We start from the raw sequence: 20,577 nt of genomic DNA, 5'->3' as shown, positions 1-20,577 counted from the left end.
GGCGGTTTGTGAAGGAGAGACACAATGCGTACCGCAGATTGGCAGGATTACGAGTTGATTGACACTTCCGGCGGCGAGCGGCTGGAGCGCTGGGGCGATGTGCTGCTGATTCGCCCCGATCCGCAGATTATCTGGGAAACACCCCGAAAGGATCCGCGCTGGAAGCAGGCGGGCGCACGCTACATCCGCTCCAGCTCCGGCGGCGGGCACTGGGAAATTCTGCGCGGTGTGCCGCCGGTGTGGAACATCGGCTGGCAGGGCATGACGTTTCGGCTCAAAACCATGGGGTTTAAGCACACCGGCATTTTTCCGGAGCAGGCGGTCAACTGGCAGTACGCGATGGAGAAAATCCGCGCCGCGCACCGCCCGGTCAGTGTGCTGAATTTGTTTGGCTACACCGGTGCGGCGTCCCTTGCGTGCGCAAAGGCGGGGGCAAAAGTCTGCCATGTGGATGCAAGCAAGGGCATGGTACAGTGGGCAAAGGAAAATGCTGCCGCAAGCGGCCTTTCGGACCGACCGGTGCGCTGGCTGGTGGATGACTGCATGAAGTTTGTGCAGCGCGAGCAGCGGCGCGGTCACCGCTATGATGCGGTGATTATGGACCCGCCCAGCTACGGGCGCGGCCCCGGCGGCGAGGTGTGGAAGCTGGAAGAGCAGCTGTATGCGCTGGTGCAGATGTGCATTCCGATTCTCAGCGAGCAGCCGTTGTTTTTCCTGCTGAATTCCTACACGACCGGCCTTTCTCCGGCGGTGATGGAGTACCTGCTGGGGGTCATGCTGCAGCCGCGCTTCGGCGGGCAGGTTTCTGCCGGCGAAATCGGCCTGCGGGTCAGCAGTACGGGCAGAAGCCTGCCCTGCGGCAGTACGGCGATTGCCGAATTTTAAATTTGAAAGTCTGTCTGGGGTGCGTTCAGGTTCCGGGGGAACCGCGCGACACGAAAAGGAGACAAAGATGGAATTTATCAAAGCTGAAAATGTTTGCTTTACCTATGATGAACCGGACGCGGAACATCCGGATGCGCCGGTGCGCGCGGTGCTCAAGGGAATTGACCTGTCCGTGCAGCGGGGCGAGTTTGTCGCGCTGCTGGGGCACAACGGCTCCGGAAAGTCTACCATGGCAAAAATGTTTAACGCCATGCTGACGCCCATTTCCGGTAAAGTGTATGTGGACGGTATTGACACCGCGGATGAGGAACGTGCCTTTGACATCCGCCGCCGGGTGGGCATGGTGCAGCAGAATCCGGACAACCAACTGGTGGCATCCATTGTCGAGGAGGACGTTGCTTTCGGCCCGGAAAATCTGGGCATTGAGCCAAAGGAAATCCGCCGCCGGGTGGATGAAGCGCTGAAAGCGGTGGAAATGTACGAGTACCGCACGCACGCGCCATACAAGCTTTCCGGCGGGCAGAAGCAGCGCGTCGCCATTGCGGGTATTCTGGCAATGCAGACGGACTGCATCGTGCTGGACGAGCCGACCGCCATGCTGGACCCGCGCGGCCGCGCGGAAGTAATGGAAACCATTCGTCGACTGAACCGCGAAAAAGGGATTACCATTCTTTTAATTACCCATTATATGGATGAAGCGGTGCAGGCCGGACGCGTGATTGTCATGGACAGCGGAAAAATCCTGACACAGGGCACGCCGCGTGAAGTTTTTGCACAGGTAGAACTGCTGAAGCGGCACAAGCTGGACGTGCCGCAGGCGACAGAGTTGGCGTTTCGCCTGAGCGGCGCCGGCTGCAAGCTGCCGCCGTGTGTGCTGACGGTTGAGGAATGTGTGAAAGCACTGGAACCGCTGCTTTCCGGAAAGGGGGCCTCCGCGTGAACCCGCTTTTAGAGGCACGAAACCTTTGCTATACCTATGGTGCAGGTACCCCGTTTGAAAAGAAAGCAGTGCAAAACGTCAGCTTTCAGATTGCGAAGGGGGAGTTTGTCGGCATCATTGGTCACACCGGTTCCGGCAAAAGTACGATGATTCAAATGCTCAATGGCTTAATTCGCCCCACATCCGGGCAGGTGCTGCTTTCCGGGCGGGATATCTGGGAAGACCCCAAGAAAATCCGCGCGGTGCGGTTTAAGGTCGGCATGGTGTTCCAGTATCCGGAGGATCAGCTGTTTGAAGAAACCGTTTTAAAGGACATTGCTTTCGGCCCGCGCAATATGGGACTGACCGAGGCAGAAATTGAGCAGCGGGCACATGATGCGGCGGATTTTGTCGGGCTGCCGGAAGAGCTGCTTTCGAAAAGTCCGTTTGAGCTTTCCGGCGGTGAAAAACGCCGCGTCGCGATTGCGGGCGTGCTGGCGATGGACCCGGATGTGCTGATTCTGGATGAACCCACTGCGGGGCTGGACCCCGGCGGCCGTGATGTGCTGCTCAGCGAAATTGTGAGTTACCACCAGAAACGTGGCAATACCGTTCTTTTGGTTTCACACAGTATGGAGGACGTGGCGCGTGTTGCGGATCGTGTGTTGGTGATGAACGCTTCGGTGCTGCAGATGTTTGACACGACGGAGCAGGTCTTTTCTCACGGCGCGGAGCTGGAGTCCATCGGACTGCAGGTGCCGCAGGTGACAAAAATCATGCTGCAGCTGAAAGCGGATGGCTACCCGGTGAAGCCCTGCCTGACACTGGAGCAGGCAGTGGGGCAGCTGCTGCCGCTTTTGCAGCGGGGAGGTGACGCCGTATGACCAGAGATGTTGCGCTGGGGCAGTACTTTCCCGGTGAATCGCTGCTTCACCGACTGGACCCGCGTGTGAAGCTGACCCTGACGATTGCCTTCATTGTGTATATTTTTGTGGCGTCAAACTTCTGGGGGCTTGGCTTTTTGGCGGCCGTTACAGCCGGCATGATGGTTTGTTCCGGTGTACCGATTCAGCTGTACTTCCGCAGCATGAAGGGCATCCTTTTCATTGTGCTGTTCACAGCGGCGCTCAATCTTTTTTACGGCACCGGGCCGGTGCTGGTGCAGATTGGCTTTATGCAGATTACCATGGAGGGTATCCGAAACTCCATTTTTATCGCCGTGCGGATTGTGTGCCTGATTTTGTTCAGCTCCATTTTAACTTTTACCACCTCGCCCACCGACCTGACCGATGCGATGGAACGGCTGTTGTCCCCCTTGAAAGCGCTGCACATAAAGGTGCATGAAATTTCCATGATGATGACGATTGCGCTGCGCTTCGTGCCGACGCTGCTGGAAGAAACGGACAAAATCATGGCGGCACAGAAAGCCCGCGGCGCGGACATGGAGTCCGGCGGGCTGATGCAGCGCATTAAGGCGCTGGTGCCGGTGCTGATTCCGCTGTTTGTTTCCTCTTTCCGCCGCGCGTATGACCTGGCAATGGCGATGGAGTGCCGCTGCTACCACGGCGGCGAGGGGCGCACCAAGATGAAAATCCTGCATCTGCAGCGGATAGACTTTGCCGCGGCATTCTTTGGCGCGGCGGTGCTTGCGGTCGTCATTTTGCTGAATGTAACCCTGCCGGCGGTTTTGTAGTGCCGGTGTAAAGAATGTATCGGAAAGGAGTGCCTGCGTGCGCAATCTTCTTTTGACGCTTTGTTTTGACGGCGCCGCCTACCACGGCTGGCAGATTCAGCCGAATGCGCTGACGGTGCAGGAAGTCCTGCAAAATGCACTGTATAAGGTGCTGCAGGAAACGCCGAGCCTGAAAGGCTGCTCCCGCACAGACGCGGGGGTGCACGCGCGGATGTTCTGCGTGTCGTTCCAAACACAGCGGCAGATTCCCTGCGGGAGGCTGCTGTGTGCGGTCAACCACTTTTTGCCGCCGGACGTGGCGGTGACTGCCTGCCGGGAAGTGCCGGAGGCGTTTCATGCCCGCTTTTCCTGTAAGGGGAAGCAGTATGTTTATCAAATCTGGAACGCACCGGTGCGCAGCCCGTTTCTGCGGAACCGCGCGCTGCATTACTGGTATCCGCTGGATGAAGCGAAGCTGAACGCGGCGGCGGGGTATTACGTCGGTGCGCACGATTTCACCTCGTTCTGTACGCAGGACGGCAGGAAGATGGGCAGCTTTGTGCGTACGGTTACACAGGCGCAGGTGCAGCGCGAGGGAGACCTCGTTACGTTTACGGTGGCGGCAGATGGGTTTTTGTACAACATGGTGCGTATCTTGACCGGAACGCTGCTGTACGTGGCGCAGGGCAAGCTTGCACCGCAGGAGATACCGAAAATTTTCGCGGCAAGGAAGCGTTCCTTTGCGGGGCCGACTGCCCCGCCGCAGGGATTGTACCTGAACCGTGTGGATTATGAGGAGGCACAGCTGCATGCATAAATTTTTGCGGAGCGCGCAGCGAAAGGGCAAGCGGACGCCTCTGCCGGGAGAGCTTCCGCCTTTCGGCGACTCCGCGCGCAGAAAGGACAAGCGGCAGCGCAAAAAGGCACGCCGGGACGGCCGACCGCCAAAGGGCATTTACGCTGCCATCGCGGTTTTGCTTTTCTGCGCGGTTGGCATGGTTCTTTGGGTGAACCGTGAAAATCTAAAGCCTGCCAATATTTCCGAGTGGGTGCAGACGCAGATGCTCGGCCTTAGCAAGGGCAGCGGCTTTCCGGTACACCTGACGGATGAAAATGTGCAGCCGTGCAATTTTATTGCGGCAAATAAGGAACTGTTTTTAACCAGCGACACTGCCGTGCAGGCATACAACAGTTCCGCGAAGCAGCTTTTTTCCCGCAAGCACAGCCTTTCCAGCGCGGTGATGAAGGTCAACGGAAACCGTGTGCTGGTTTATAATCTGGGCGGCACCGGTTATCGGCTGGAAAGCCAGCTCAAAACATTGGTGGACAGCAGCACAGACGGCAAGCTGTTGGGCGGGGCGGTCTGTGCGAACGGGCGATTTGCGCTGCTCACGGAGGAGGACGGCTACTGCGGTCAGTTGACCGTTTATCAGCAGAACGGTCAGGTGGCTTATCAATATTCGTTTTCAGAATATTATCCCACGGCGGTTGCCGTCAATTCGGACGGCACACACGCTGTGGTGACTGCGGTCGGCGCGAGCGGCGGTGCGCTTGTCAGCGCGGTGTACGAATTGGACTTTAACTCAAACCAAACGGTGAAGCCGGCTGCAACGTATGCAGATACCACTTTTTTGGATGTTGCCTACACCAGCTTCGGCATCCTTGCCGTGGGGGACACGCAGACGGTGGCGCTGGACAGCGCTGGCAAGACCTTGGGCGCGTACAGCTACGGGGATGCACAGCTCGCCGCGTGGAATTTAAACAGCAGTACAGCCGTGCTGGGTCTGCTGGACTTTCGCAATGCAACGGCCAGCCATTTGACTGCAGTGAACGCACAGGGCAAGGTGCAGGGCTCCGCAAAAGTGGATGGCTCGATTGTAAGCGTTTCCCAGTATGCGGATGTCATGGCCGTGCTGAGCAGCGGTAAGGTCAGCGCTTTTACCACATCGGGGAAGGCTGTTGGCAGCTGCAGCGCAGGCTCCAATGCGCGTGCGGTCGCGCTGCGCAGCGCAAATCAAGTGTTCCTGCTGGATGTGTCAGAAATCCGTCTGGAAACCCTGCGTGGATGACAAGGACGCTGCTTGCGGCAGAATCAAATTTATAGTATAATCGTTAAGTATATCTGCATCTGCGTGTTCTGCAGAAGACAGGAGGCGTGGTCATGGGAATTGCGGTTGATGTGGTGCTGCTGGTGATTTTGATTGCCTGCGTGGCTGCGGGCGCACATAAGGGAGCAGTGCGGACTTTGGCGGGGCTTGCCGGTGTGGTGGCTGCCGTGCTGCTCTCTCCGCGCTTGGGTACCTGGCTTGCGGGCGTGCTGCCGTGGGTCAAGCAGGAAAATCATTATGCGGGCAGCGTGCTTTACACGGTGCTGGCGTTCCTTCTGATTCTGTTTGCGGCGTGGCTTTTGGGGCGACTGCTCAACACCGTGTGTCGGCTGCCGGTTCTGCATGGCATCAATCGGGTGTTCGGCGGCATTTTCGGCGGTGTGAAGGGGGTTCTGCTGGTTTTGCTGCTGTGTGCGCTGCTGCGGCTCTCTTTGCCGCTGTTGGCGGTCAAATATCCCGATAAAATCCAGCTTTCCAGCTTTGACGACTCGGTCGTTCTTCAACTGCAGGAAGCGCCGGTTTCGGCGGCCTCTTCCGGAAGCAAGTCTGCCGGTGCTGACATTCGCCAAAAAACGCAGACTTTTTTGGCGAAGCTGCCGGAGCAGATTCGGAACCCTGTATATGCATGGTATGACAAACTGCTGAGAGGGGATGTGCAGGCGCATGCAAATCAAAAATAAGAATTTCAATATTCCCAATGCGCTGACGGTGCTGCGGATGATTCTGGTGATTCCGTTCATGATCTGCTATCTGAACGGATACGTGAAAACTGCCGTGGTGGTGCTGGTAATCGCTGGCCTGACGGATGCGCTCGACGGCTTTGTGGCGCGGCACTTTAACCAGTTCACGGAGCTGGGGCAGGTGCTGGACCCGATTTCCGACAAATTGACGCAGGGGGCGGTTGCCATCAGTCTGGCGGTGCGCCACCCGGTGCTGCTGCCGTTCCTGATGATTTTTGTTGTCAAGGAGTGCATTATGCTGGTGGCGGGTGGCGTCCTGCTGAAAAAGGGCAAAAAGCCCTGTGCGGCAAAGTGGTACGGCAAGCTGGCAACGGTGCTGTTTTATGTGACATTTGTTACCATTATGCTGATGGATATGTTTCGATTTTATCATGCGGGGACGGCGGCGGTGATGCTGCTGATTACCGCGGCATTCATGATTTTGGCGCTGGTTCTGTATGCGCGCGAGTTTTTTCGGATTCTGAAAAGCAACGACCCGGAAGACCAGATTGACCTTGCGGAAATGATGGATAAAAAGAAGCGCCTCAAAAAAGAATGAACGTGCAGGCCCGGCAGAACATCCGGTGGAACCCACTGCGACTCCCCGCTTCAGCCGGGATTTTTGCATTCGGCGAGTGGATGCAAATTCGGATTATTTATAAATTATTTAATTTTGTCTGCTTGAGATGGATTATAATAAGAGTGAGTCCGAATTTTCCGCAGCATCTGGGCGGTGGAAAATTCGCAAATCCTAGAAAAAGCGAAGTGATTGCTATGTTGTGTTCCAGATGCCACAAACGTCCCGCGGTTGTGTTCCTTTCCACCTCCGCGGATTCAAACGATACACAGGGGCTTTGCCTGACCTGCGCCAGAGAGCTTGGAATCAAACCGGTCAATGACCTGATGGATAAAATGGGCCTTACAGACGAGCAAATGGAGGCGATGGAGGAGGAACTCGGTGAGTTCATGAATCCGGAGGAAACAGGAGAGGACGGCAGCGGTGACAGCGAGGATGGTTTTGTCCCCGGCGGTGCCGCGCTGTTCCCCGCAAACCTGCTGCGCAATCTGTACGGCGGTCGCGAGAATAAAAGCGAAAATTCCCCCGAACCGCGCAGCCAGCCGAAAGCGGACAAGAAAAAAGCCGAAAAGGCAAAAAGCAAGCGCAAGCACCTGAACGCATACTGCACAGATCTGACTGCCAAGGCACGCGCCGGGCAGATCGACCGTATTGTCGGCAGGGAAAAGGAAATCAGCCGCGTCATCCAGATTCTTTCCCGCCGCACGAAAAACAACCCTTGCCTGATTGGCGAGCCGGGCGTCGGCAAAACTGCCGTCGCAGAAGGGCTTGCCCTGCGGATTGCAGAGGGCACTGTTCCGATGCACCTGCAGAAAAAGGAAATCCACCTGTTGGATTTGACCGCGCTGGTTGCGGGCACGCAGTTCCGCGGTCAGTTTGAAAGCCGCATCAAAGGCTTGGTGGAGGAAGTGAAGCAGGAGGGGAACATTATCCTGTTTATTGACGAGGTGCACAATCTGGTCGGCACCGGCGACGCGGAGGGCAGCATGAACGCCGCCAATATCCTAAAGCCGGCGCTGTCGCGCGGAGAAATCCAGGTGATTGGCGCCACCACCTTTACAGAGTACCGCAAGTATATTGAAAAGGATGCTGCCTTGGAGCGCCGCTTCCAGCCGGTTACGATTGCGGAGCCGTCTGTTGCGGATGCGGATGAAATCCTGCGCGGTATCAAGGAATATTACGAAAATTTCCACCGGGTGCGTGTTTCAGACCAAATTGCACACCGCACCGTGGTGCTGGCGGAACGGTACATCAACGACCGCTTCCTGCCGGATAAGGCCATCGACCTGCTGGACGAAGCCTGTGCCTGCGCGGCTTTGCGCAACACCTCCATGAACGAGTATGACCGCCTGACCGGCGAGCTGGAGCACCTGCACCGCGAGGAAGAGGATATGACCGCAGACGGTGAAACCACCAACTATGAGGAATTGGCACGTGTACGCACCGATATTTCACGGCTGCAGCAGCGTGCAGAAACGCTTGCCCCCGCCGCACTGGGCGCGCCGGTTGAGGAGCAGGATCTTGCCCATGTCATTGAACTTTGGACGGGGATTCCCGCCAGCCGGGTGCAGGAGAGCGAGCTGAAGAAGCTTTCTCACATTGAAGATACGCTGAATCAGCACATCATCGGGCAGAAAGAAGCGGTTGCAGCGGTTGCAGCTGCCATTCGCCGCAGCCGGGTGCAGATTAGCCCGCGCCGCCGCCCGGCATCGTTCATTTTTGTCGGCCCCACCGGTGTTGGTAAGACAGAACTGGTGAAGGTGCTTTCCAAAGAATTGTTTGACAAACCAGAAACCTTGATTCGCTTGGATATGAGCGAGTTTATGGAAAAACACAGCGTTTCCCGTATTATCGGCTCCCCGCCGGGTTACGTCGGTTACGATGAAGCCGGTCAGGTCACAGAGAAGGTGCGCCGCCAGCCGTACAGCGTCCTGCTGTTTGACGAGATTGAAAAAGCGCATCCGGATGTGATGAATATCCTGCTGCAGATTCTGGACGAAGGACACATCACGGACGCGCAGGGTCGGAATGTCAATTTTGAAAACACCATTCTGGTCATGACCAGCAACGCCGGCAGCACCAATCGCGAGTCTGCCCTCGGTTTTAACCGCAGCGAGCAGGATGTCAGCAAGGAACACGCGCTGAAGGCGCTCTCAGAGTTCCTGCGGCCGGAGTTCCTCAGTCGTGTGGATGAAACCATTGTGTTCCGCAATCTGTCTGTGGAGGACTTTGAGGACATTGCCCGCCTGATGCTCAATGAGTATGTGGATTCCCTCAAGGAGCGCGGGATTCTGTTTACCTACGACGACGCGGCAGTGCACTGGCTTGCCAAGAGTGCCTATGGCGGCAAGAGTGGCGCACGTGACCTGCGCACGCTGATTCGCCGCAAAGTGGAGGATCGCCTTGCGGAAATCATCATTGAAACAACCGACACCGGCTTGACCGGCGTGAGTCTGACCGTCAGCGGGGAAGAGCTTTCCCTGTGCACACTGGCATAAAACAGCTGAAAAAGAAAGAGTTCCGTCAATCCCTGCGGGGACTGCGGAACTCTTTTTTGTTGGGTTCTTTACAAGCAAAAACTTATTTGCACATTTTATCTTTTCCGTAAAAATTCACAGTCAGCATACCCGGACCGACGTGCGTGCCGATGATGGCGCCCACCGGCAGAATGATGACGTGCTGAATCTGCGGGCAGCGCGCCAGAATCGCGTCGCGCATGGCTTCCGCCTCTTCCTGACAGTCGCCATGCCCGATGGTCAGCGTGTCGTTTTCTGCCCCGGGCAGCAGGTTGCGTTCCAGTGCGGAAAGCTGGTATTCCTGCGCCCGCTTGCGTCCACGCATTTTGGCAACGTTCTGCAGTTTGCCCGCATGGTCAACCACCAGAATCGGCTTAATCTGCAGGGCAGAGCCGACCACGGCCGTCGTAGCGGAAATCCGCCCACCGCGGCGCAGGTGGTCAAGGTCTTCCACTTTGAAGCAGTGGCACACATGATCCCGCATACGTTCCACCCACTGCCGGACTTCCTCCAGGGAAGCACCTGCCTGTTTCTTCTTGGCGGCTGTGTAGGCAAGCAGCCCCTCTCCGGAAGAGGCGCAGAGCGTGTCGATGCAGACGATGCGGCGGTCTGGGTACTGCCTGCTGAGCTGCTCCACGCAAAGGCAGGCGGCGTTGTAGGTATTGCTCAGTCCGGAGGAAAAGCAGAGGTACAGGATGTCCTCGCCGTTTTCCAAATGGCGTTTAAACCGATCCATGTAGATGGTTTCGTTAATTTGAGAAGTATGCGCAAACTTTCCCTCGCGCAGCAGGTCGTAAAACGTCTTCATGCGCAGGCTGTCGTCAAAGCAGGTAAATAAGTATGGCTTTCCGTCAATATCCAAAGGCATGGGAATCAACTCAATGCCCAGTTCCTGTGCCAGCGGCAGGCTGAGGTCTGCGGGGGCATCGGTTAACAGACAATAGTTTTCCATAAACTTGAATTCTCCTTTTTCACCCGTTAAAAAACAGGCGTGGGTTTTGTTTTTTAACTCTTTTTCCGTATTCCAAAAAGCAAGCAATCTTAGCATACCAGAAAAAAAGCATTTTGACAAACTGTCGCTGAAAAAGAATACGACAACTGAAAAAAACCGTCTATTTTTCTGACACATCAGCAGGTTTGTCTATTTAGCGATTGCCGCAAAGCGTTTATAGTTATTATTATAATAAGGAACGGGGAAGATGTAAAGAACCGTGGAAGAAAGCAGAGATTGCCAATTGCTTTTTTCTGCTTTTCCGAAAGCTCATTGGGAATCAAATAAAACGAACTGACGCGGAAAGAGGGCGACAGTATGAAGTCAGATGTCATGATGCGTGCGTTCATCAGCGCGGCGGTCGATAAAGGATTCAAGGATATTGCCCGGGACCCCAAGCGCAGTGTCCGACAGTTGGTGGATTTGGGCACCTTTTTTGCAAAGGGCAGATTTCAGCGCTATTTTTTTGATATTTTCGGGGAAATGCTGCATAACGAAAGCAGCTCTTACTATAAACTGATTCATGATTTGGTGACGGAAACCAACCAGAAACAGCTGAAAACATTTGGCATGAACATGGCTTACAACAGCTGGACGGTGGGTGCCAAAACCGTCCGGGCACTGGAGGCTGCGCATGGGCACAATGTGCCGTGGACGCTGGTGTTCCGCATGGAGGCAGGCGGTGCGCTGTCTGTGGAGATGCTGGACGATGTGATTCGGCAGGGCCGGGAAATGGGCATTTACTGCTATGTGTTTTTCTGCGGAGGTGACTACCCGCCGCTGACGCTGGCACCACTGCTGCGAAAATACCGCGACTGCGCATTCCTGCTTTTTCTGCAGGATGTGCAGGTTGACCGGCCGTTGGTCAAAGAAATGCTGGAGGTGGGCAATACGCTGGCCTGTCTGCAAAGTGAGTCGCGCGGCTTTTTGGAAAAGGCTGCGCTGTTGCACAGCAGTGGCTGCTTTTACGCCGCGTGGTGTTCTTACGGAAACGGTGGTGGTGGCGAAGCGTGCAGCAGGCGTGTACTGCCGCAGGTTTTGCAGGCAAAAACCCCCTTTTTCTTTTTTGTGGCGGAAGAAACCTGCTCCGCACAAACGCAGGAGCAGATGCGCAACTATACCGTGCATACCCGTCAGGCACAGCAGGAGCCTGTGTTTTGTGTGGATTTTTACACGGACATTGCGTTTATTGACCATGTGATTTCCTCGGATGCGTGTGTGCTGTCCTTTGACAAAGATGGTACGGCGGGCTCCATTCCGGGGGCAGCGCCGGTGCAGCCGCTGGTTCTACGGCGAGGTACGCTGCTGCAGACACTTTTGCAGAACATCCTGCCGTATTCTCCCACGCCGCAGACCGTGTGAAATGCCTTAGAAATCCTGCAGCAGAGACAGTGCTTTACCTGTCCCTGCTGTTTTTTGTGCATGAATATGAAATCGCTTTCACACGGAAAAAATCAAAAATTTTTGCAAACCCCTTGCACTTTTCGCGGTTTTGTGTAAGATAGTATCTGTTTGCAAAACAAGCTGAAGGGCTGTTGTCTGGGAAATGGTCAGCGGCTTTCCGTACTTCCGCGTATGATTTTTGTCAGGCAAGAACAGGAGAGAAAACATGACCAAGGATATGACCAGCGGCTCCCCGATGAATCTGCTCTTTCACTTTACGCTTCCGCTTATTTTCGGAAATCTGTTTCAGCAGCTTTACTCCATTGTGGATGCGATTGTGGTGGGGCGCTTTCTGGGAGAAAAGGCCCTGGCGGCAGTTGGCTCCACCGGTTCGCTGAATTTTATGATTATCGGCTTCTGCTTGGGAATCTGCAGCGGCTTTGCCATTCCGATTGCCCAGTGCTTTGGCGCCAAACAGATGGAGGACCTGAAGCGCTATGTCGGCAATATTATTTGGCTTTCGGTCATTTCGGCGGTTGTACTGACAGCGGTGACGGTGACATTTTGCCGGCAAATTCTGCTTGCCATGAATACACCTTCGGATATTTTGGAGAGTGCTTACACCTTTATTGTCATCATTTTTGCGGGCATTCCTGCGACTTTTTTCTACAATATCCTTGCCAGCATCCTGCGGGCACTGGGCGACAGCAAAACGCCGGTATTCTGCCTGGTGCTTTCTTCGGTGATCAACATTGCGCTGGATCTGCTGCTGATTATTGTGTTTCCGCTGGGCGTGGCGGGCGCGGGAATTGCGACAGTCACCGCGCAACTGTTCTCCGGCTTTGCCTGTTTGTATTTTATTCGCAGACGGTACGCGATTCTACGTGTCAGCCGGGACGATGTGCGGCCACGCGGCGCGTACATCAAGCGTTTGCTTGCCATGGGGCTGCCGATGGGTCTGCAGATATCGATTACCGCGATTGGCAGCGTGATTTTGCAGGTTTCTGTGAATGCACTGGGTTCCCTTGCAGTGGCTGCCATGACCGCGGCCAATAAGATTTCCTGTTTTTTCACCTGTGCCTATGACGCCTTGGGTGTTGCGATGTCCACTTACGGCGGACAGAACGTTGGCGCACGGCAGAAAGAGCGTTTGACACCCGGTTTGCGGGCGGGGCTGCTGATTGGTGTGGGTTACTCCATTCTGGCGCTTCTGATTTTGATTTTATTTGGCAAACCGCTGGCGTCGTTGTTTGTCAGCGGTTCTGAAACCGAGATTATTTCCAATGCCTATGAATGTCTGGTGATTAACGCGGCATTCTACATCCCGTTGACGGGTGTTAATGTGTTCCGCCTGCTGATTCAGGGCATGGGGTACAGCCGGGTGGCGGTTTTTGCGGGTGTGTGCGAAATGACCGCGCGGGCGCTGACAGGCCTGTTTCTGGTGCCGGTGCTGGGCTTTACCGCTGCCTGCTTTGCCAGCCCGATTGCCTGGGTGTTGGCAGACTGCTTCCTGGTGCCGGCGTATTTTCATGTTTTAAAGCAGGTGTCTGATTAAGCCGCCCTGCGGCACTTTGTCCTGTGGGGCTGGATTCGGACAAAAAAATCCGTTTTTTGTGGTCTGTGTACTTGACAAAACAGAGGAGGTTGTGGTATATTATTATCCGTTGCTAATAATTGCGAGTGTAGTTCAATGGTAGAACTCCAGCCTTCCAAGCTGGTCGTGTGGGTTCGATTCCCATCACTCGCTCCATAAAAGGGATACGCGCCAATAGCTCAGCCGGATAGAGCAACTGCCTTCTAAGCAGTGGGCCAGGGGTTCGAGTCCCTTTTGGCGCGCCATATGGTGGATGTAGCTTAGCTGGTTAAAGCGCCAGATTGTGGCTCTGGAGACCGAGGGTTCGAATCCCTTCTTCCACCCCACGCGATCCAGTACGGGGCTTGGAGCAATCCTTGCTCCGTATTTTTATATTGGGCTGTAGCCAAGCGGTAAGGCAATGGACTTTGACTCCATCATGCGTGGGTCCGAATCCCGCCAGCCCAGCCAGAAGAATATACCGGAAATCCGCGCTGCAAAGCCATTTTTAGGGTTTTGCAGCGCGGATTTTTTCGCAACGAAATATTTCATTTGTTGTTTATTTGTTGTTTGTTCCCTTTGAAGATGTTGTCTAAGGCCGCTGCGGCAGTTGCGTCAGCAGACTGAATTGCGTGAGCATAAATGTTAAGCGTCGTGCTCGTCTGGCTGTGTCCAAGTCGCGAGGCAACAGTGCGAATGTCCTGGTGCGTTGCAATTTGCAGAGTTGCATTCGTATGACGCAAACTGTGCGTATGAATGTTTTCAGGCATATGGTGCGCACGTGCAAAACTGCGGAACCATACGGTAAGAGCGTTTGGACTTTCCGGGTTTCCATTCCACTTAACGAATAATTTCCCGCTATCCTCCCATTGGTCGCCACAGGCTAGCCGCTGCTCATTGTACCACGCGCGGTATTCGTGCAGCACTGGAAGACAAAAATCCGGTAGCTTGATTACTCGATAACTGCTGTCGTTTTTTGTCTCCCCTCGAACTATGCCCTCGTGGGGCACATATACGGATGTTTCATGGATAGACACCGTTATGCGGTCAAAGTCAATATCACCCCAGGAAAGGCCGTATAACTCCGATCTGCGCATTCCGGAGCACAAAAGCAGAATGACGGCGGTTCTGCGATTAATAGGCGCACTCTGCAAGGCCGCAATTAGGTCACGGGTTTGTTGCTCATCAAGACACGCCTGTTCAATATGTTCTTTCTTTGGGGTAGCTACACGGTCGGCAGGGCTAGATGGAATAACTTGCCATTTAACTGCCGTGGACAGAATTGACTTGATTAAATTGTGACAGTGCAAGATGGTGTTTCCAGATAGCTTTTTCTTTCCGACTGCAGAAAAAGCCTTTTCGAAAGTTAGGCCGAGTGCGGCACAGACGGCCGCGGCTGTTTTTTGGGATACCCGGTGTTTGCGGCTGACCTGCAGCAGAGTAGTATTCGATACGCCGATTTGTTTGGCAAAGTCTGTTTTCCGAATGCCTCTTTTATGGAGGAGAGCCGTCAAATTAAATTCTGCAGTATAGGATGTATCTCTCCGCATACCATCTTCTGCTAAATTTTTGTAAAGCTCAGCAAGGTGATGCGGCTGCAGCTTTGCGAGTTTTATATGCCCGATTGCCTGACAAATCACTGGAATCCAGGCTTTATATCCGGCTACCGTGTCGGCGCGCAGATTTACTTCTGCATAGTCAGCCAGCTACTTTTCAGTAAAGTCTTTAAAAGTAATTGTCGGGTCAACATACTGTCCACTCTGAACCTGATCTTCGAAGCGCACGGCAGCAGCTTCTACAGCTTTTTTCTCCTGCCGAGCGGTCATGCCATGCTCCGGCTTCCAGGTTGTTGTTTTCCGAATTTGTTTGCCGGCAGAATCATATCCACATGATGCAGTGATGAGGTAAGACTTCCCGCGCTTTTGAATATTTGCCATGCTTGTACCCCCTTAAAAAAGGCATAAAAATGCCCGGACTGTTGATTTTAGGCCGGGTTTGGAGTACAATATTTAAGCAATTATATTGTATGCTCCGGCTCCGGCCGGTTGCTGCCGCTCTATCCTGTTCCAGCAGGGTAGGGCGGTCTTTTACTTTACTGAATATCGATATATTGTGCGGCCATTGCCGGAATCGTGACGGAAGCGCCTAAAGTGCTTGTGTATGTTTCGTTTCCAGCCAATGTACCATACATTGTGATGATGTCATCTTCAAGGATTTTTGGAGAACTGGAATCCGGGTAGGAATATACAATGTACATTGTGTCATCCCAAAGGCCGTATTCTCCTTTTGTCACATTTACTCTTAAGGCTACCTCATTACCATCATTTATGACTTGAATAACTTGACCGGTAAATTTTGCGCTCTTGCCAGTATAGGAGTCGGGATTGCGCGCGATTTCTTTGTAGGAGTAAGAGCCGCAGCTGTTTTTGAAATCTTTGATTTCCTGAACTTTTTGAGCAGCTTCCTGCTCAGCAGCTTGAATGGACTGCAATTCAGATTCAGCCGATACCAAATCATCGTAATTCGTCACGGCCTGCTTTGCGCCATCAGGAAGGGAATCATAAAGCTTACGTGCAGCATCTATATTCTTACCGCTGTCTTTTGTAACTGTTCCGATTTTATCAATTGCCTGAATAGTGGGCGCTGCTTTAGCTTTTGCCAGATCAGCAATGGTGTCTTCTGCGTCATAAATTTTTCGATTATTTGACACAAGGCTTTTTGCATATTCCGGCAGATTTTTATAGGCAGAATCCAATTTTTGAACTTTATCATAATCATCAAGCGTTACATTTGATAAAGCATCAATTTGCTTAATAATGTCGTCAGCCTGTTTTTTCTGCGCAACTTTATCAATGACCACGATGGAGACTACATTGGAAGTCTTTTCACCATTGGATTTCGACTGATATTTGATTTTCAAAGTGACTGATCCAACTTTTTCAGGATTTATTTTTGCGGAAATACTACCGTTTTCCTTTACAATTGCGAATGTTGCTACTTTGGAATCACTCCCGATTAGCTGAAAGGAGCGGCTTGAAGCATTTGACGGGGTGACTTTTAATGGAATCTTTGGCGACTCGTTTAAGCCAACCGTCAGAGTGTCTTTAGAAATTACAATTTGCTCTGGTTTCGGTTTATAAATAGCGATGGCACAAACGGCGACTACAACCACTGCAGACAAAGTTCCTATACCAATCTTTTTCCATGTTTTTTTAGAAAATTTGTCCCTGACTTTTTTCCAAAAAGACACATGAGAGTCGTTCTGTATGGACTTGAGAATTTCCCCCATATCACTTTCCGTGGTATTTTTAGTTGATTCTTCCGCTTGGAATTTATTGACGGATGTAGCAACGGATTCTGCATCTTCAGTTGGAGCCTTACGGGCTTCAGAAGATGGTGATTTGGAACCTTCTGTAGGATTCAGGGCCTGGGGCTCCTCTTGCTCAATTTTTGCACCACAATTTGAGCAAAATTTTACGGCATCATCAAATTCTTTTCCGCATTTCGGACATTTCATAAATCATTCTCCCTTTCATACCTAGTTGACAAATTTCGCCAACCAATTATAATAGTATTTAGGGATTTGCGTTCCTGTTTTTTCCTTGTTAAAGCCTTTCGGTGTTCGTAGCACCGGAGGGCCGTTTTTTTATGCTACTCTGCCGGAATAGTCTACAATGGCAACTTCTGTTACAACTTTGCGAAGAGCATCAACAATTTCCTCGATGCGTTCCATGGTTTCACCATCATAAACGGCTTCTCCACACTGCGTGCATTCATAGCAAGGGACATGCTTAATGATAATGACACAATCATCGAAAGTTGTTACGCTGGTCGTGAAAGATTCTTTCATATCGCCTTTGCATAACCCACAAGTCATTTGTCATAGCTCCTTTCGCGTTTTAAAATTATTATCCCACTTTTCGGAATTAGGAAAGTATGCTGTTATAATCCACAGTATCCCTGTTCCAATGCTACAGACAAGATGCAGCGGTTTGTGGTTTACGGTAACGCCCAGCAGCAGGCAGCTAGGATACGGCGTATCGGTCGGGTACTGTTCAATGATTTCGCCGGTCAAGATAGTAGATTTTAGATCTTTATATTTGATGCCGCGCTCCCGACAGCGGTCGTGCGCGTGCTGTGTCATGAAAATTGTCTGGTCGCTGCACAATGCCCAAATATCCTCTATCCGTATTGTGTCCACTTTTCACGCTCCTTTTTCGGGCAAAGGTCCAAATTTGAACCACAGAAATATTTGTTTGGAAAAATTTATATTTTGCTCTTACATTTTGTGAACAGCTGTTCTATTATAAAAACAAGGAGTTTCGTCGAACGTGCGGGAGAATTGTGGAGGTTTGAGTGAATAACATAGAAGAAATGCGAGAATTGATTGTTGGTTTAAGCGAAGCTGAAAAGATGAAGATTTACAAAAAAATTATTCTTGCTCTTGATCAGCAGCATACAGTCTCGCAAGTTCAAGAATCTTCCGTTGGTTTTCTGAATTAAGCTTTTGGAATGTTTTAAGAATGAGTTCGTCGTTAGCATTTACTGCAGCGACGAACTTTTCTTCTGTTAAATCGGATTTTAAAACTTCCAGCCAATCCGCAAGCCGTTGTACTTTGTCTACTCTGGGATACTTCTTTCCGTTACACCAATCTGATGCCGTGGAAGACGAAACGCCCATATAGTTAGCTAGGTCTACTTGATCATATCCTTTTTGTTTTAAAATTCTGCGTAGATTTTCTGCAAATATAAAGCGTGAATCTTTTTTATTATTCATGTGGAATTCCTCCGTCCATACTGTAATCATAGACTAAAAGCGGAACAAAGTCAATATTTTATAAAAAAGTATCGCTTATAGCTTGATATATCGTTATAAGCGAGTTATTATTAGTGTGCGAGGAGGTGACAAACTTTGAATTACCCACAAATATCTCTTGAAGCTGCACGAATTAATGCTAAGGCAACACCGCACAGAAAAAAAGCTGCGGTAAGAAGCGAGATATGATAAAATAGGTATATGGATAAGCAGATGAGTATGTTAGCTCTGTGCGATGAACTGGCACAGGTGCGTACGAAGAAAAAAGAATTTCTCGAATGGGGGAAATGGGTGGCCATGATCAAGCCGTGCTACTACAAAGGAGAGCACGGAAACAAGCCCTATGATTTGGAACTGATGCTGCGGCTGTATCTGCTGCAAAACCTATATAATCTATCCGACGAAGCAACGGTGGCTGAAACGATCGACAGTCGTGCCTTTTCGGATTTCTGCGGCGTGGAATCAAGCAATCAGGTGCCGGACGGGGATACGCTGGGAAGATTTCGTAATATTCTCATACAAAACGGTTTGCAGGAGCAGTTGTTTGCGCAGGTGGCAAATTTGCTGCAACAAAAGGGACTGCTTCTGAAAAAGGGTACCATTGTGGATTCCACCATCATAGCCGCTCCGTCCTCCACGAAAAATCAGGAGAAGCAGCGAGACCCGGATGCACATCAGGTGAAGAAGGGCAATGCGTGGCACTTTGGCTACAAGGCACATGTTGGGGTGGATAAGGATAGCGGGCTTGTTCACACGGTTGAGGTAACGGCCGCCAATGTCCATGATGTCGCCATGACCTCCAAACTGCTGACCGGAGAGGAAAGCGTTGTATACGGAGACAGCGGATATTTGGGAGCGGAAAAGCGCGAGGATGCCATTATAAAGAACAATGCTGGCAAGCGTATCCGTTACAAGTTCAATCGTCGCCCATCGCAAATCAAAAAGGGTTCCAACAGGTCGCAAGCCCAACTCAAGCGCAGAGAGCACGAAAAGTCATCGGTTCGTGCCAAAGTAGAACATGTTTTTGCCGTTGTGAAAGGTCTGTTACGGTACCGAAAGACGCGATACCGAGGTCTGCAAAAGCAGACCGCCAAACTGAATATGATGTTTGCGTTGGCGAATCTGATTCTGGCTGACAGGCCCTGCCTGTCAGTCTGATTGCGTTTGCCTTCGCAGATATAATTGGGAGAGTTCCTCGCTGTTTGCCGCCTTTGGCAGATGGCGTGGATTTTTTATGCCATTGTGCGGTGTTGCCTTAAATGATTGCTTGGATAAAAATCCGAATCACGCATCATTTATATTACAAGTAAAAAACGTTGCGGTTTTACCGCATATGTTCTTTATTATACCGCTTAAGCAGATTCCCTTGAATGTGGGAAAAGGGATAGATATAATAATGCTTGTAGCTACAAGGAGGCGCAAGAATCTGAAAATATCAATTCTTACAGGTCATCCTTTGTCACATCCAGAAGTGGACATACGATGCCATGAGAAAACCCGAGAAGTGGATGCAATTGTTTCTGCATTAAATACCTACTGCGATAAAAAAATTGCCGCAAAAATCGACGATGAAGCAGTCATGATATCTCCTTCGCAAATACTGTATTTTGAAGCCGTTGACAGAAGGACTTTCGCTTATTTGGATAACCAAGTTGCAGAAGTCATGTTACGACTTTATGAGTTGACAAGTTGCGATTTATTTTACGGCTATGTGCGTATCTCTAAGTCAATTGTAATCAATATTATCCATGTGAAAAATGTAGTCAAATTACTGAATGGAAATTTGGATATTACAATGGACAACAGTGAGCACATTATCGTGTCCAGAAGATTTGTCAAAGAGTTTAACAAATTTATAAAAATGGGAGCCAATTAGGAGGTAGAACTATGGGCAACAAAAAAGATCAATTTTTCTTTATATTGAAAATTTGCATAACATTTTTTGCAATTGCCATGATAGGAGCATATATCTATTGTATTGTCATGAGCAAACAAATGTTTAGGACAGAATTTATTGGACAATTATTGCTGATTGATGCGTTTTTGTTTTTTGGTGGCATACTAGGTGTTACTGACATTGTAATTCCAATTCATTCTTCAAAAATCAGAATAGCCATCGTTGGTGCATCCCTTTACGGATTATCACTGTATCTTCTGAGCTTTGTCAGTTTCAATCCCCTCCGGGACGTTGCAAAATTTTTTGCTTTTACATTTTTGTTTGTTCTCATAGTTGCATTCGTAGTTATTATATTTAGCACTTGGCAAAAGAAGCAGTCTCAAAAATACATGAATTGCATTAACCAGTTTCAGAAAGAACACGATATTAAATAGCACAAAAAGCATTATAAGCATTACTTGGAACCGAAATTTTCAGCATTTCAAAATGAATAACTGCTACTGTGTAAGGGCAATCGAGAA

General features: G+C 51.2%; 21 protein-coding genes and 4 tRNA genes. 18 read left to right on the top strand and 7 right to left on the bottom strand.

Features of this window, described 5'->3' with window-relative positions; all coding sequences use genetic code 11:
- Positions 1-24: 24 nt before the first annotated feature.
- The 9 genes from PXC00_RS10730 to PXC00_RS10690 all read left to right on the top strand — a co-directional run bounded on the left by PXC00_RS10730 (position 25) and on the right by PXC00_RS10690 (position 9,378).
- Positions 25-885, top strand: a complete 861-nt coding sequence (locus tag PXC00_RS10730) for a class I SAM-dependent methyltransferase (protein WP_275845102.1) — start codon at positions 25-27, stop codon at positions 883-885.
- Positions 886-952: 67 nt separating this feature from the next.
- Complete coding sequence (locus tag PXC00_RS10725; protein WP_275845101.1) at positions 953-1,825, top strand: energy-coupling factor transporter ATPase; 873 nt, start codon at positions 953-955, stop codon at positions 1,823-1,825.
- The gene (locus PXC00_RS10720) at positions 1,822-2,688 is read left to right on the top strand and encodes an energy-coupling factor transporter ATPase (RefSeq protein ID WP_275845100.1); all 867 of its coding nucleotides are present in this window, start codon (positions 1,822-1,824) and stop codon (positions 2,686-2,688) included. Before PXC00_RS10725 ends, PXC00_RS10720 begins: the two co-directional genes overlap by 4 nt.
- Positions 2,685-3,497, top strand: a complete 813-nt coding sequence (locus tag PXC00_RS10715; protein ID WP_275845099.1) for an energy-coupling factor transporter transmembrane component T family protein — start codon at positions 2,685-2,687, stop codon at positions 3,495-3,497. The genes PXC00_RS10720 and PXC00_RS10715 overlap by 4 nt, the downstream gene beginning before the upstream one ends.
- A 37-nt stretch (positions 3,498-3,534) precedes the next feature.
- Positions 3,535-4,293 (top strand): tRNA pseudouridine(38-40) synthase TruA, encoded by a 759-nt coding sequence (gene truA / locus PXC00_RS10710; RefSeq protein ID WP_275845098.1) that lies wholly within the window; start codon positions 3,535-3,537, stop codon positions 4,291-4,293.
- A complete protein-coding gene (locus PXC00_RS10705; protein WP_275845097.1) occupies positions 4,286-5,545 on the top strand; it encodes a DUF5711 family protein in 1,260 nt (419 codons plus the stop codon). The genes truA and PXC00_RS10705 overlap by 8 nt, the downstream gene beginning before the upstream one ends.
- A 92-nt stretch (positions 5,546-5,637) precedes the next feature.
- On the top strand, positions 5,638-6,264 hold the full coding sequence (locus PXC00_RS10700; RefSeq protein WP_275845096.1) for a CvpA family protein: 627 nt from the start codon (positions 5,638-5,640) through the stop codon (positions 6,262-6,264).
- Entirely contained in the window at positions 6,248-6,862 is a 615-nt protein-coding gene (locus tag PXC00_RS10695; protein WP_275845095.1) for a CDP-alcohol phosphatidyltransferase family protein, read from the top strand. The genes PXC00_RS10700 and PXC00_RS10695 overlap by 17 nt, the downstream gene beginning before the upstream one ends.
- A gap of 215 nt (positions 6,863-7,077) precedes the next feature.
- Positions 7,078-9,378 (top strand): ATP-dependent Clp protease ATP-binding subunit, encoded by a 2,301-nt coding sequence (locus PXC00_RS10690; protein WP_275845094.1) that lies wholly within the window; start codon positions 7,078-7,080, stop codon positions 9,376-9,378.
- A gap of 82 nt (positions 9,379-9,460) precedes the next feature.
- Here PXC00_RS10690 and PXC00_RS10685 read toward each other — a convergent pair whose 3' ends face one another.
- Positions 9,461-10,348, bottom strand: coding sequence for a DegV family protein (locus PXC00_RS10685; RefSeq protein WP_275845093.1), 888 nt, complete (start codon positions 10,346-10,348; stop codon positions 9,461-9,463).
- Positions 10,349-10,705: 357 nt separating this feature from the next.
- Between PXC00_RS10685 and PXC00_RS10680 the strand changes: the two genes are divergently transcribed.
- The 6 genes from PXC00_RS10680 to PXC00_RS10655 all read left to right on the top strand — a co-directional run bounded on the left by PXC00_RS10680 (position 10,706) and on the right by PXC00_RS10655 (position 13,814).
- Positions 10,706-11,749 carry a hypothetical protein gene (locus PXC00_RS10680; protein ID WP_275845092.1) on the top strand — a complete coding sequence of 348 codons (1,044 nt, stop codon included), beginning with the start codon at positions 10,706-10,708 and terminating at the stop codon, positions 11,747-11,749.
- 247 nt (positions 11,750-11,996) lie between these two features.
- The gene (locus PXC00_RS10675) at positions 11,997-13,325 is read left to right on the top strand and encodes an MATE family efflux transporter (protein ID WP_275845091.1); all 1,329 of its coding nucleotides are present in this window, start codon (positions 11,997-11,999) and stop codon (positions 13,323-13,325) included.
- 121 nt (positions 13,326-13,446) lie between these two features.
- Positions 13,447-13,520 (top strand) — tRNA-Gly (locus PXC00_RS10670).
- 12 nt (positions 13,521-13,532) lie between these two features.
- Positions 13,533-13,609 (top strand) — tRNA-Arg (locus PXC00_RS10665).
- Between the two features lie 4 nt (positions 13,610-13,613).
- Positions 13,614-13,690 (top strand) — tRNA-His (locus PXC00_RS10660).
- A 49-nt stretch (positions 13,691-13,739) separates the two neighbouring features.
- Positions 13,740-13,814: transfer RNA gene (locus PXC00_RS10655), tRNA-Gln, on the top strand.
- A gap of 77 nt (positions 13,815-13,891) precedes the next feature.
- Here the strand turns inward: PXC00_RS10655 and PXC00_RS10650 are convergent.
- From PXC00_RS10650 to PXC00_RS10625, 6 genes are all read right to left on the bottom strand, one after another.
- On the bottom strand, positions 13,892-14,983 hold the full coding sequence (locus tag PXC00_RS10650; RefSeq protein WP_275845090.1) for a tyrosine-type recombinase/integrase: 1,092 nt from the start codon (positions 14,981-14,983) through the stop codon (positions 13,892-13,894).
- 66 nt (positions 14,984-15,049) lie between these two features.
- On the bottom strand, positions 15,050-15,280 hold the full coding sequence (locus tag PXC00_RS10645; RefSeq protein WP_275845089.1) for a hypothetical protein: 231 nt from the start codon (positions 15,278-15,280) through the stop codon (positions 15,050-15,052).
- Positions 15,281-15,435: 155 nt separating this feature from the next.
- Positions 15,436-16,860 carry a zinc ribbon domain-containing protein gene (locus tag PXC00_RS10640; RefSeq protein WP_275845088.1) on the bottom strand — a complete coding sequence of 475 codons (1,425 nt, stop codon included), beginning with the start codon at positions 16,858-16,860 and terminating at the stop codon, positions 15,436-15,438.
- Positions 16,861-16,989: 129 nt separating this feature from the next.
- Positions 16,990-17,220: a type II toxin-antitoxin system MqsA family antitoxin gene (locus PXC00_RS10635; protein ID WP_275845087.1), complete on the bottom strand. Its 231-nt coding sequence runs from the start codon at positions 17,218-17,220 to the stop codon at positions 16,990-16,992.
- Between the two features lie 3 nt (positions 17,221-17,223).
- Positions 17,224-17,544 carry a DUF4258 domain-containing protein gene (locus PXC00_RS10630; RefSeq protein WP_275845086.1) on the bottom strand — a complete coding sequence of 107 codons (321 nt, stop codon included), beginning with the start codon at positions 17,542-17,544 and terminating at the stop codon, positions 17,224-17,226.
- A 231-nt stretch (positions 17,545-17,775) separates the two neighbouring features.
- Positions 17,776-18,120 carry a helix-turn-helix domain-containing protein gene (locus PXC00_RS10625; protein ID WP_275845085.1) on the bottom strand — a complete coding sequence of 115 codons (345 nt, stop codon included), beginning with the start codon at positions 18,118-18,120 and terminating at the stop codon, positions 17,776-17,778.
- Positions 18,121-18,372: 252 nt separating this feature from the next.
- On the opposite strand from PXC00_RS10625, the gene PXC00_RS10620 reads away from it, so the two are divergent.
- From PXC00_RS10620 to PXC00_RS10610, 3 genes are all read left to right on the top strand, one after another.
- Entirely contained in the window at positions 18,373-19,317 is a 945-nt protein-coding gene (locus PXC00_RS10620) for an IS5 family transposase (protein ID WP_316935217.1), read from the top strand.
- Between the two features lie 76 nt (positions 19,318-19,393).
- Complete coding sequence (locus tag PXC00_RS10615) at positions 19,394-20,035, top strand: LytTR family DNA-binding domain-containing protein (protein ID WP_316934953.1); 642 nt, start codon at positions 19,394-19,396, stop codon at positions 20,033-20,035.
- 11 nt (positions 20,036-20,046) lie between these two features.
- Positions 20,047-20,490 carry a preprotein translocase subunit YajC gene (locus PXC00_RS10610; RefSeq protein ID WP_275847045.1) on the top strand — a complete coding sequence of 148 codons (444 nt, stop codon included), beginning with the start codon at positions 20,047-20,049 and terminating at the stop codon, positions 20,488-20,490.
- Positions 20,491-20,577 lie beyond the last annotated feature (87 nt).

Source organism: Caproicibacterium argilliputei (assembly GCF_029211325.2).
In the GTDB taxonomy this organism is placed as follows: Bacteria; Bacillota; Clostridia; order Oscillospirales; family Acutalibacteraceae; genus Caproicibacterium; species Caproicibacterium argilliputei.
The sequence above is the reverse complement of the archived record's forward strand: the minus strand, read 5'-3'. Positions and strand labels throughout refer to the sequence as shown.